Origin of the sequence: Acinetobacter sp. YH12069 (genome assembly GCF_013419675.1) — a bacterium.
Classification (GTDB): Bacteria; Pseudomonadota; Gammaproteobacteria; order Pseudomonadales; family Moraxellaceae; genus Acinetobacter; species Acinetobacter amyesii.
In genome coordinates this window covers 1-12,467 of sequence record NZ_VOZS01000003.1, presented here as the reverse complement: position 1 = coordinate 12,467, position 12,467 = coordinate 1, and the positions used below count along the sequence as shown (strand labels likewise).

Annotated in this window: 10 protein-coding genes; 5 read left to right on the top strand and 5 right to left on the bottom strand. The window is 38.7% G+C overall.

Annotated features, from left to right (window positions below; translation table 11 throughout):
* Nucleotides 1–415: 415 nt before the first annotated feature.
* The 4 genes from FTU16_RS01705 to uvrB form a co-directional block, all read right to left on the bottom strand.
* On the bottom strand, nucleotides 416–2,092 hold the full coding sequence (locus tag FTU16_RS01705) for a hypothetical protein (protein ID WP_180162560.1): 1,677 nt from the start codon (nucleotides 2,090–2,092) through the stop codon (nucleotides 416–418).
* Between the two features lie 218 nt (nucleotides 2,093–2,310).
* Nucleotides 2,311–3,243 (bottom strand): EamA family transporter RarD, encoded by a 933-nt coding sequence (rarD, locus tag FTU16_RS01700; protein ID WP_180063383.1) that lies wholly within the window; start codon nucleotides 3,241–3,243, stop codon nucleotides 2,311–2,313.
* A gap of 133 nt (nucleotides 3,244–3,376) precedes the next feature.
* Nucleotides 3,377–3,967: a lipocalin family protein gene (locus FTU16_RS01695; RefSeq protein WP_078190218.1), complete on the bottom strand. Its 591-nt coding sequence runs from the start codon at nucleotides 3,965–3,967 to the stop codon at nucleotides 3,377–3,379.
* Nucleotides 3,968–4,122: 155 nt separating this feature from the next.
* Nucleotides 4,123–6,144: an excinuclease ABC subunit UvrB gene (uvrB, locus tag FTU16_RS01690; RefSeq protein WP_180040495.1), complete on the bottom strand. Its 2,022-nt coding sequence runs from the start codon at nucleotides 6,142–6,144 to the stop codon at nucleotides 4,123–4,125.
* A gap of 300 nt (nucleotides 6,145–6,444) precedes the next feature.
* On the opposite strand from uvrB, the gene FTU16_RS01685 reads away from it, so the two are divergent.
* Both FTU16_RS01685 and FTU16_RS01680 read left to right on the top strand, forming a co-directional pair.
* Complete coding sequence (locus FTU16_RS01685; protein WP_180076925.1) at nucleotides 6,445–7,233, top strand: hypothetical protein; 789 nt, start codon at nucleotides 6,445–6,447, stop codon at nucleotides 7,231–7,233.
* Between the two features lie 198 nt (nucleotides 7,234–7,431).
* Nucleotides 7,432–8,889, top strand: a complete 1,458-nt coding sequence (locus FTU16_RS01680) for a sensor domain-containing diguanylate cyclase (protein WP_180162645.1) — start codon at nucleotides 7,432–7,434, stop codon at nucleotides 8,887–8,889.
* A 60-nt stretch (nucleotides 8,890–8,949) separates the two neighbouring features.
* On the opposite strand, the gene FTU16_RS01675 is transcribed toward FTU16_RS01680, so the two are convergent.
* A complete protein-coding gene (locus tag FTU16_RS01675; protein ID WP_078190224.1) occupies nucleotides 8,950–9,129 on the bottom strand; it encodes a hypothetical protein in 180 nt (59 codons plus the stop codon).
* A 444-nt stretch (nucleotides 9,130–9,573) separates the two neighbouring features.
* On the opposite strand from FTU16_RS01675, the gene FTU16_RS01670 reads away from it, so the two are divergent.
* The 3 genes from FTU16_RS01670 (at nucleotide 9,574) to FTU16_RS16475 (ending at nucleotide 12,229) form a co-directional block, all read left to right on the top strand.
* The gene (locus FTU16_RS01670; protein ID WP_180007679.1) at nucleotides 9,574–10,650 is read left to right on the top strand and encodes an OmpW family protein; all 1,077 of its coding nucleotides are present in this window, start codon (nucleotides 9,574–9,576) and stop codon (nucleotides 10,648–10,650) included.
* A gap of 240 nt (nucleotides 10,651–10,890) precedes the next feature.
* On the top strand, nucleotides 10,891–12,102 hold the full coding sequence (locus tag FTU16_RS01665; protein ID WP_180004934.1) for an MFS transporter: 1,212 nt from the start codon (nucleotides 10,891–10,893) through the stop codon (nucleotides 12,100–12,102).
* Nucleotides 12,095–12,229: a hypothetical protein gene (locus FTU16_RS16475; RefSeq protein WP_257220694.1), complete on the top strand. Its 135-nt coding sequence runs from the start codon at nucleotides 12,095–12,097 to the stop codon at nucleotides 12,227–12,229. The genes FTU16_RS01665 and FTU16_RS16475 overlap by 8 nt, the downstream gene beginning before the upstream one ends.
* Nucleotides 12,230–12,467: the final 238 nt, after the last annotated feature.

Here is a 12,467-nt window from a genome sequence, read left to right as displayed (position 1 = left end):
TTTTTTTATTTTGCTCAATTTATAGTATTTTTACTGATGTTAAGCTCGTAATAATAATTTCACATTTTTAAATGATTTTTAAGAATATTCGACGGAGTCTTACATTTGAGGTTTGAATAAAGGGTTTAGCCTTCAGCTAGAGGTACTCTTACGAAACGTTGTTTCTCATTTGGCAAAATGAGAAGCGTGCTTCATAAGGAAACCATCTTGCGGAGCAATGCTCCTCACTGCAAAACTCGTTCACTACCGTCAATTTATTCAAAGTATCGCAAAAACATTTTTTATTAGAAGTAACCTTGTCTTAGACAATTGCGGATAACATTACCGCGTATCGTTCTTTTATTTGGATCAAATTACGCCTCTAATGTTACTGCCTAACATTAGTTTTAAAGTCAGATCAATATTTAAAATTCTGTTAATTTTTCAGATTCTCAGCAAACTTTTCCAAATTAAAATCAAAGAAATTTACACTCAGCTCTAATATTTTCGGTAGTGCATTTAAACCATTCTCTCCAGTACTAATGGCAAAATATCTCCGATCACTAAAAGACTGCACCTTTAAGGCATTTTCACATGGCTCAAAATCGAGATTGACGAGCTGTGACGCATGTTCCTTTAGCAACATTAAAACCTGCATATAAGTTTGTCGCTTTTTTTGCTGCTGCGCTTTTAAAGCATCGGCTTCAAGGCTTTCATAATCCCCTGTTTTCGTCATGCGTTTGGAAAATCCAACATGCGCGCCATGGGCACCCGTATTTTCTACAGTTGCTTCTGTAGCAAAGATTTTCTGTTGATCCTCGACCGGCTGCAAGATCGCCTTCAGCGCCGTATGAATTTGCTGTGACTGCTGATGATGTAATTCCCACTCATCTTCGTTTTGAACATGAAAAATTTGAGCACGCCGTTTCAACAAAAGCACCTGCCAAGCCTGTAGTTGAAGTCGCAGTCGTTTTAACTCCAAACTCGCCTCAAACTTCGGGCAGCTACTTAAGACGTTTAGACTCGTGATGAGCTTCTGAGATATTTGCATGCTATGGAAAAATAAAAAATCATGCTGTATCTGCTCACTCAGTTGATATTGAACAGTCTGATGCAATGGCTTCAAGATCAATGTATTGAACTGCTGCTCAAAAGTAGGTAAAACCGTCACTAATTGAGTGGCATCCTCTACATGCAGCATTAAAAGTAGATGCTTATCTACCCGTATATGTAGTTGCTGCATTAAATTTTGCAGATCTAAATGTATAAAACCTGCAATAGATGCCAGCTTAGAGACTTGAATTTTTAATTCGTCTATTTGTTGATTCTCTAAAGCAGTATTTAAATCTATGGCCACCCCATCAAAAACGTCGTCTGCTAAGGCATCATTGTGCTTTGTCGATAAAAACCGCGTTGCTGAATACTGCGTCGTCCAATCTAAATCAGGTGACAAAATATAAATAAACTCAGATGTTTGTACGATTTGTAAATATCTCGTTTTTTGTTCACGCTTTAAATAGTATTTAAAAATCGGATGTTGCCAAATCTCAGACGATTTCGGGATAGTGGCATCAAAAAATTGCCCCAACATATGTGACTTTAAGAAAATTTCGATCAAGAAAATTTTGACTTGCTGGGCAGTGAGTTCACGTGCATCACTCGGCGCAATCAAATCCATTTCACGGATGATTTGTGCAGCATTTAAAATGAAATGCCGATGTAATACGTTTTTTTCATGCTGTAATTCAAAATCTTCTTCGGCATCTATTTTATTGATATAGGCTAGGTTTTCTTCTAATTTTTGCGCAACTTGAATACTCATTGTCAATGTTCGAAGTTCTTCGAGCTGTGTTGCCAAATACTGTGCATGCTCACGCATGACATCATATTTTAGTACTTTCATCAGCATGCCCAAATTCATCGGCACATCAAGTTGATACGACTGTGATGAAGACTCCCAACGAATACCTTTTTGCGATAACACCTGCTGTATCTGCGCTAAATTGGATTGATCAAGATCAGTGCATACTTCAGACACAATACTCCGCCAATGCTGATCCAACACAGGCTCTAGCTGTAAAAGTTTAGCGCTTAGATGAAATGGGACAACCACTGACTGCTTCCTGTATCTTGGTTCTTTAATCAATCTTTTATCGATTTCAGTTTATTTTTATCTAAAATAAATATTTTTGTACACCATCATTCAATACTGTTCTTCCTAAACAATGAATTGAATCATGGCGTGTTTTAGTTTTCTAAGTTTAAAATTTTCTTAAAAAACAGCAAGTGTTAATTGTGAACTGATCAATTTATCGTACCAATATTTTCAGTCTAAGAATCGATTCGATCATTTAACGCTTTTACATTTTTAGCTAACGCACGTTCATTTTGCTTTTGTTTAAACAGATGCAAGATGCCTTCTATCACCAACAACAACACTGCACCCCAAATTGGAATATAGGTCAGCCATTCTTCGGCTTCTACTCGCTCACCCAATGCGATCGATGCAAAGGCTAACAAAACGGGCTCTAAATAACTCAACAAACCAAAAATCACAAATGGCAGATAACGACTCGCCAACATATAGCTACCTAAGCCAAGTGCGCTCAAAAAACCGAGTCCCAAAACCGCCAAAATCAGATGAGGGAATAACGACATCAGCGCTAAACTATCGCTATGAATAAATCCTAAATAAAATGCTACAGGCAGAATTAAGCAAAGATCCCACCAAAAACCACCCAAATGATCAGTTTTAAAGGTACGACGTAAAAAGAAATAAATCGGATAAGCCACAGCGACATAGACAGTTTCCCACGCGATACTGCCAATACGCCAAATTTCATGGCCGACACCTAAAATTGCCAGTGCCACGGCAGCCATCTGCCATTTAGAAAGTTTTTCTTTATACAGCACACACCCGACCAGAACCATGACTAAGGGAAGTAAAAAATATCCCAAAGAAACTTCTAACCCTCGACCATTAATCGGCCCCCACAAAAACAACCAAAGCTGCGTAGTACATAAAAATGAACTGATGATTAACCAAATGAGAAAGATCGGCTGCTTGACCACTCGCCAAAAAATTTCACTGACTTTGTTTAAATCTTTCATCCACCACATAAATAAGGTTAAAAATGGCAAGGTCGCCAACATGCGCCATGCAAAAGTTTGCTCACTATCCAGAGGTTTTAAAAAGATGGTAAAGAAATACAAAATACCAAAAGTGACCGATGCCAATACAGACAATGCAACGCCTTTATACATCTTCCACTCCAGTCCCAAATACACCATAAATTTGATATTTTGCTTGATCAATCAAGCTTTTCGCATGAACATTCTAGCAAATAAAAAACCATGCACAGGCATGGTTTTTTAGCATTTGTTCAAATATTTAGGTTTATGGTTTCACTGTTTGCTTAGTATGAATAATATCTGATAAGTCATAACCAACAGATTGAGCATAATTTAGATATTCCTGAATCACTTCCTGATCTGGATGAGCCGAACGAGAAAGCACCCACATATATTTACGACGGGGTTCACCCACCAAGACTGTTTGATAGTCTTCATCGGCTTTGAGCACCCAATAATCACCACGCCCCACAGGCAACCAACGAATCGCTTCAGGCAAGAAACTAACTTTTAATTTTGAGTTAAACGGTGCATTTTGTACAAATGCCTCGCCTATTGATTGTTTCTTGGTGCCATCTTTCGATACACAGCGATTATTGACATTAATATTGCCGTTTTCATTTAAGGTATAGACCGCAGTAACATCACGGTCACAGCTTTTTTGAAAGACTAAAGGCTTACGAGCAACTTCATACCACATACCTAAATAACGATCGAGCTCGACTTTTTCCACAGTCTGTAACGGTTTCGTCTGTGCATAGGCCATTGTGGCTGCACCCAAACCAATTAACACTGCTGCACCAAGTGCAATTTTTGCGAGCTTAAAACCAGCTTTCGGAAGATTCGTTGTTGTCATTTTTATGCCTCATTTCGATGCAAAACATTCGATGAAAATTAAGTAATTCTTTCTCTCGTGTTTTTACTCTAGCGGAAAAAATTGCTCTAAAAATCATTTTCTTGTCTGAATTATGTATGTAATTCAGACAATATTCCGCATCTTGTCTAACAAAATTATGAAATCATCTGTGCTTTTAAACGCAAGATTTCATCACGTAAACGAGCGGCTTGTTCAAACTGCAAATCTTTCGATGCTTTCAGCATTTCTTTTTCCAGCTTGTTCATATGTTTTGCTAAAAGTTTTGGATCAGACATCAAATGACGTTCATCTGCAGTTAATGCCTTAGCCTGATCTGAAATTTTTGCATCGATTTCATCATCTGTCAGCACTTCACCTGTATCAATATCATTGACGTTTTGACGCACTGCACTTCGTGGCGTAATGCCATGCTCAAGGTTAAATGCAATTTGTAAATTACGACGACGATCCGTTTCATCAATGGCTTTTTGCATGGAGTCGGTCATACGATCTGCATATAAAATCGCTTTACCATTTAAGTTACGCGCTGCACGACCGATGGTTTGAATCAAAGAACGCTCAGAACGTAAGAAGCCTTCTTTGTCTGCATCTAAAATGGCTACTAAAGACACCTCGGGCATATCTAAACCTTCGCGCAGTAAGTTAATCCCAACAATTGCATCGTATACACCCGAACGCAATTCATGAATAATTTTAGTTCGTTCAACAGTGTCAATATCAGAATGTAAATAAGCGACCTTAATACCATATTCTTTCAAATATGAAGTTAAATCTTCTGCCATACGTTTGGTTAATGTCGTAACCAATACACGCTCATTTAAGTTTTTACGATTATTAATTTCTGACAATACATCATCCACTTGCGTTAACACTGGACGAATTTCAATTTCAGGGTCGACCAAACCTGTGGGTCGAACCACTTGCTCAACGACTTGTTCAGACTTTTCCATTTCATAATGTGCAGGCGTTGCACTGACATAAATGGTCGAAGGAATAATCCGCTCCCATTCTTCAAATTTCATTGGCCGGTTATCAAGCGCACTTGGTAAACGAAAACCGTAATTGACCAAATTTTCTTTACGTGAACGGTCACCTTTATACATAGCCCCAATTTGCGGAACGGTAACGTGCGATTCATCAATGATTAATAAAGCATCATCAGGTACATAATCAAACAAAGTCGGAGGTGCTTCACCAGAAGGACGGCCAGACAAGTGGCGTGAATAGTTTTCAATACCGTTGGTATAGCCAAGCTGCTGCATCATCTCTAAATCATAACGTGTACGTTGTTCGATACGCTGTGCTTCGAGTAATTTATCATTTGCACGAAAGAATCCTAGTCGTTCTGCGAGTTCTTCACGAATCGTTCCAATTGCACGCTGTAAATTATCTTTAGGTGTTACATAATGGCTTTTTGGGTAAATCGTAATCCGTGGCACTTTACGGACCATTCTGCCCGTCAATGGATCAAACCATCGAACTGAATCAACTTCATCATCAAATAACTCTATTCGAATGGCATTTTGATCAGATTCAGCAGGAAAAATATCAATAATTTCACCACGAATACGGTATGTACCCCGTAAAAATTCGAGTTCATTTCGGGTGTATTGCATTTCCACCAAACGACGGATGATATCATCACGGCTAATACGGTCTCCTTCCACGATATGCAGAAGCATACTCATATAAGCATTGGGATCACCCAGACCATAAATAGCTGAAACTGACGCTACGATAATTGCATCACGTCGCTCTAATAATGCCCGTGTTGCCGAAAGACGCATTTGGTCAATGTGATCATTAATCGATGAGTCTTTTTCAATAAAGGTATCTGAAGATGGCACATAGGCTTCGGGCTGATAATAGTCATAATAACTGACGAAATATTCCACAGCATTATGCGGAAAGAAGGCTTTAAACTCACCATAAAGCTGCGCAGCCAAAGTTTTGTTATGCGCCATAATAATCGTTGGACGTTGCGTGCGAGCGATCACATTTGCCATGGTATAGGTTTTACCCGAACCTGTTACCCCTAAGAGCAACTGGTCATGCATTCCTTTCTCAATCCCCTTGACCAATTTCTCAATCGCTTGAGGCTGATCACCTGCGGGCTGATATTGTGTTACCAGTTCAAAAGGCTGTTCCTGCATCACACTCTTCTTCAACAGTTTTTATAGGGCTTTATTATGAGGGCAAAGTTGCACAAAACAACGCTAAATTTATGTAAAAAGCCAAAGTCTCTTACAGACAGAAGAAACTTTACTGAGTATGTGTTTCTATACTTTGTCATCAACTTCAAAAAATATAAAGCGCCTGATTGTGCCAATTTTTTTCGAAGAAACTCTTTAGGCTAAAAAACTCATAGATAAAGCGTTCATTTAACCCAGATAGATACTTGACCTAGCTAAATTTCACCTGCAACATGAACAAAAGGACGCCACAGATCAAACTTTATGACTTACCAATATCATGACGAAAGTATTGTTAAAAACTTAGCTGAAGATACCATTTTTGTTTTTGGCAGCAATATGGCAGGTCAACATACTGGCGGTGCAGCGCGTACTGCCCTAGAGCATTTTGGTGCAATGAATGGTATTGGTCGTGGATGGGCTGGTCAAAGTTTTGCTATTCCAACGATGAATGAGCATTTACAACAAATGCCGTTGTCACAAATTCAACACTATGTCGATGATTTTAAAATCTATACCAAGAATCATCCGAAGACTAAATACTTCATTACCTCGATCGGTTGTGGTGTCGCTGGCTATAAAGTTGAAGAAATTGCTCCCATGTTTAAGGGGATTTCCAGAAATGTTATTTTTCCAATTTCATTCCGTCCTTTCGTTGAAAAAGCATTACCAAAACTCACCTCGAAACTTTTACATACGATTTATCGAGATTCGGTTATTTTCGCACCTTCAACAGATGAGTTGGTTGATGTACTGGCCTTAACGGATAATGAAAAAAGTCTTGCGAAAATTGTCCTGAATACCCAAATGTACCCGACAGACAGTAATGGTCGTGACCGTATTTTTGAAATTGAAGATATTTTGCATGCCCTGAATGGGAAAATATTTGAATTTCAAAGTAATTCTGAAGGCCCGATGATGTTTGGCGGCGTTATTTTAGCCCTACTTGAACTGTACAATATCAATGAAAAAGATTTCATCGATGTTTGGAAAGCTGAACGTGAAATTGCTGCACCAAAGCCTGAAAATAAAGCCCGTAAAGCCAGCCGCTAAAGGCTCTTTTCACCACATTTGAAACACCCAAAAAGCCAATGTCCATATTGGCTTTTTTTCTACGGTTGTTTAATGGTTTTTAGTGACTTAAGTCACATTAAAAATAAAACTTATTTTACATATCACATTATTTTAATATCATTTTTTTCGTCTTATACTACTTGCTGACATTATCATAAAGAATGACGAGCACATAAAATAGACATGCTAGATTCTCCTTTTTTTGAGCTATCCCCCATTGCCATGTGGCTTGAAGATTACAGTGAAGTCAAAAAACAATTTGATCTCTGGCGTCAACAAGGTGTGCAGGATCTCGCCACTTTTCTTCAACAAGATGAATCTCGTATTTTGCAATGTGCGAGAAAAATAAAAATCTTACAGGTCAACACAAAAACACTAGAACTGTATCAAGCACGTGACTTTGAACATTTATGTCAAAACCTGGATTTAGTTTTTCAGGCGGAGATGTGTCAAACACACATTAGAGAATTGGTTGCATTGTGGAATGGTGAAACGCATTTTTCCCATTCTGCTGTGAACTATACGCTCAGTGGACAACGCCTAGACATTCAACTCAAAGGCATTGTGCTACCGAGTCATGAGCAGGATTTATCTGCCGTCTTAATTACGACTGAAGATATCACCTCTTATACTGAAGCTTGCCGTTTACAAGAACAAAGTCGTCATTTGGCAGAAGCGCGTTTTCATTATTCTCCGACCTCACTTTGGGTCGAAGATTTTAGCCGGATTAAAATCAAATTAGATCAGCTACGCGCTTTAGAAATCGAAGACTTTGTCACTTTTTTGGATGTTCATCCCGATTTTGTACAAGAGTGCATTAAAGAAATACTGATCGTTGACGTCAATCAAGCCACGCTTGATTTATTTGGCGCTCCGAACAAAGAAATATTGCTCAAAAATGTACATAAAGTATTTGCCAAAAAGATGCTTCAAACATTTAAAGAACAGTTGATTGAACTTTGGAATGGTAATTTACATCATCAACGTGAAGCTATAAATTATGCACTTGATGGCAGTATTCGCCACGTCTTACTACAATTTACTGTATTTCCCGATTATCTTGATGATTGGAGCACCGTGCAGGTTGCCTTAACCGATATTACTGCACGTAAAAAGGCTGAAAATTATCTTGAGTATTTAGGTAAACACGACGTACTGACCAAACTCTATAATCGTTCATTTTATATAGCAGAACTCAAGCGTCTCGAACGCAATCAATTACGTCCTGTTTCTTGTATTTTTATTGATTTAAATGGACTAAAAGAACTCAATGACAGTATTGGGCACGATGCTGGTGACAGTATCCTCAGACGTCTGGGCAACATTTTAAACCAACTTATTCAGCATACGCCCTATTCTGCTTCGCGCATTGGCGGTGATGAATTTGTCATTCTATTACCGGGTGCAGATGATGCAGCGCTGCAAAACTGCTTACAAAGTTTGAATGAGTTGTTATTGGTCGATAACCAATTTTATTCTAATCAACCGATGAGTATCTCGATTGGCTTTGCCACCAATGAGCTGAATGAGCGGATGGAAGATATGCTCAAACGTGCCGATCTAGACATGTATCGTCAGAAGAAAAAGTATTATCTCAATAAAGACCGAAGAATTCAGTCTGAAATACGCAATTAACATCAATAATTTGCAATAAAAAAGCCATGGTTTGAACCATGGCTTTTTTATTTAAATCTTTTAACGCTTACCCATCGAACGACGTGTACCGCGTGGTGGCATCCAAGTACGGTCAGCATAACGCTGAGGTTTTGGACGCATATCTTCAAAGATTTCATCCGAAGCATTATCTTCAGCTTTTTTAATCGGAAAAGGCAAATTGACTAAAGCCTTTTTCTTGGGAGGGTTTTGCGTACTCATACGAATAACTCAATTGAATCTGGCGCTATTGTACAAAAAAAATGGTTTTGGTGTAAAAGGCTTTGAGAGATTAGCCTCGATTGGCATATAAAGACTCAATGATTAGCTATGAATTTTTATATCTATAGAGGACAACAGCACAAAAAAGTGCTTTGAATATGGTTGTTTTAAACTATTTTACTGACCCAAATCAACCAACACACTGTCAATTATGTCAATAAATATTGAATATTTACAAATAGATAGAACCATTTCTAAATTTCAAAAATGTTCGATTTTTTTACACAAATACCTAATTAAAGCCTTCAAATAATACAAATCATCAAGAATGTTACAGGATTATTACGTTTATTCTTGTTTTCTATAACATTTTTTACGCACTAATTTTGAATAATGGGCACTTAGAAAAATTATTATCAATTTACGGACATGGAGTCCTTTAAAATGAAAAAAAGTGTATTGTGCATTGCTGCTTCTATGGCTGCCCTACCTATGCTCAGTCATGCAGACTCACCATATTTTAGTTTAAAAGATGGCGATGGCTTCAAACGTTTTTCTGTCTCTGTTGGTGCTCTACATGTTATGCCACAAGGTAAAGCACAACCATTCCATGTTGATACATCAGTAAAAAATGGTGAAACAGCCAAAGTTGGTGATATTTCAATTGACGCAGTAAAAGCCAATATGGATCCTGCTATGGATCCAAACATTTCTACTTGGTTTGTCGGTTTGCTCGATAAATTAGGTACGAGTACCTTACCAGCAGGGCTAAGCGGTACTGCTGAAATTAATGGCCTACAAAGTTGGGATAACCAAGGTACTGGCCTTGAAGCCGATGATGTAACCACACTAGGCATCATGACCAACTATTTCTTTACTGATAACATTTCTTTAGAAATGAAAGCCGGTATCCCACCTGAGGTAGACCTAAACGGCAAAGGAAAAATTTATGCGCCATTTGCAGCTATTGCGACACCTGAGTTAGGTATTATCGACCTACCTGAAATCGCAATGAAGAATAGTTTGCTGATTACAGATTTAGAAGCCTACGGCCCAGCGGCATCTGCTCGTGCATGGACCCCCGCTGCAGAAATCCAATATCACTTCGGTAAAACTGGCGTCAATAAATTCCGTCCCTATGTGGGTCTAGGCGTAATGTATGCATACTTTAATGAACTAGAAATTAATCCACGTACAGAAAAAGACCTGATTGCTGCTGGACATATGATTGCCAATATTAAAGAAGGCAATGCTGGTGCCGCACTTGACGGTAAACCAAGTAAAGCTAAGCCAAAAGTTGAGTTAGAAGCTTCTGATGCTTTTGCTCCTGTTGTGACAGCTGGTTTTACTTATGACTTCAATGACAAATGGTTTGCTGTAGGTTCTGTTAGCTATGCACACCTACAAAATGAAACCACCATTACCGTTACAGATGCCACACATGGTGAACTGATCAAATCTAAAGCTGATATTGAAGTAAATCCAATTCTTGCGTATGCAGGTATCGGTATGCGTTTCTAATAAATAACATATATAAAAGACGACTACGGTCGTCTTTTTTATTGGCTTTTATATGGTCTTTTATTCTGAGATACCTTTTCTAACTCTTTTAGACACTTTTGAATTTCCGCTGTGTCAATTTCCTTTATTCATCCATAGTTACCTATAAAAAAAATTTATTGTTTGGTGAATTAAATTTAATCGCAACTCTGCGTTTATTCGAATACCATTGGATTAAATTTAAAGAATGTAGACTGCTGTATGTCTGATACTCGTTTCTCGAAGCCCCTGATTTACATGCTCATTGGCAGTGCAATTATTTTGGCATTGTCTTTAGGGGTGCGTCATGCATTTGGCCTCTATCTCGTGCCGATGAGTGATGAATTTGGTTGGGGACATAACGTATTTAGCCTTGCCATTGCCATGCAAAACTTAATTTGGGGTGCTGTGCAGCCGATTACTGGGGCTTTTGCAGATAAATATGGCAGTAAGATCGTGGTCGCCGTCGGTGGTGCATTATATGCCCTCGGACTATTACTCATGGCCGTCAGCTCTACCGGTTTACTGCTTAATTTAAGCGCAGGTTTAATCCTGGGTTTGGCTCTCTCAGCCACTTCATTTCCAGTATTACTTTCTGCCGTAGGTCGTGCAGCGCATCCAGACAAACGTAGTTTAGCCATGGGTATTGCCAGTGCCGCAGGTTCTTTTGGTCAGTTCATTATGCTGCCCTCTACGTTACTGTTACTGCAAAAATTTGGTTGGTCTTCAGCTTTGGTGGTCAGCGCCATTTTAATTGCACTTATTATTCCTTTAGCTTGGATGCTAAAAGCACCAATGTATGTTGCACCAAATGCAACCAATACGCATGAAGCCTCTCTGACTTTTAAACAAATTTTGCAATTGGCTTGGGAGCATAAACCCTTTTGGTTTCTAGCACTCGGTTTCTTTGTCTGTGGCTTCCAAGTGGTGTTTATTGGCATCCATCTTCCGGGATATTTAATCGATCATGGCTTTAATGCCACTACAGGCACTATTTTCCTAGCGCTCGTTGGACTGTTTAATATTGTCGGCACCTACACAGCAGGTTGGCTCGGTGGCAAATATTCCAAACCAAAGCTGTTAATGGGACTGTATGGTTTACGTGGCATTGCCATTATTGCCTTTCTTTTGCTGCCTTTAAGCACATGGACAATCTATGCATTTGGCGTCATTATGGGTCTACTATGGCTTTCTACCGTACCGCTCACCAACGGTATTGTAGCCAATATGTTTGGCGTTAAATATCTCAGTATGCTAAGTGGTATCGTATTCTTTACTCATCAAGTCGGTTCATTTTTTGGTGGTTGGTTGGGTGGTGTGAACCACGATATAACCGGTAACTATAATGCCATTTGGATTTTTTCGATTGTCCTGAGTATTTTTGGAGTATTGGTACATTTCATGGTTAATGAGGAAAGTGTCATTCATGACTAATTCAACACTGTGGTTCCGGCTCAGTATTGGCATCAGTATTCTGGCCTTGTTGGCATTGTCCATCGGCTTATGGAGCCAAACGCCTGAATTATTCGAATACTTTAACCAAGCGTTTTGTGCACATTAAAGACGTATTGAAGCAATAATTCCAATTCAAACTGCTGTTTTATCAACACTACAACAGCAGTTTTTTAGCTATTTTCTACACGATTCAATAAAAGCTGCATTTTCAGCATATTAGGATCTGTTGACATTTGTTGATTAAAAAAATAGCGAGATAGTAAAATTAAATCGCCAAACCCAATTTTACACTCGCTATGCCTCGAACAATGCTAAATGATCAACACTGGTCCAAGTTACTTGCT

Bases quoted from the DNA above. Each gene is read 5' to 3' on its own strand.
- rarD (WP_180063383.1), bottom strand. From the start codon at position 3,243: ATGTATAAAGGCGTTGCATTGTCTGTATTGGCATCGGTCACTTTTGGT.
- FTU16_RS01695 (WP_078190218.1), bottom strand. From the start codon at position 3,967: ATGACAACAACGAATCTTCCGAAAGCTGGTTTTAAGCTCGCAAAAATT.
- FTU16_RS01685 (WP_180076925.1), top strand. From the start codon at position 6,445: ATGACTTACCAATATCATGACGAAAGTATTGTTAAAAACTTAGCTGAA.
- FTU16_RS01675 (WP_078190224.1), bottom strand. From the start codon at position 9,129: ATGAGTACGCAAAACCCTCCCAAGAAAAAGGCTTTAGTCAATTTGCCT.
- FTU16_RS01670 (WP_180007679.1), top strand. From the start codon at position 9,574: ATGAAAAAAAGTGTATTGTGCATTGCTGCTTCTATGGCTGCCCTACCT.
- FTU16_RS01665 (WP_180004934.1), top strand. From the start codon at position 10,891: ATGTCTGATACTCGTTTCTCGAAGCCCCTGATTTACATGCTCATTGGC.
- FTU16_RS16475 (WP_257220694.1), top strand. From the start codon at position 12,095: ATGACTAATTCAACACTGTGGTTCCGGCTCAGTATTGGCATCAGTATT.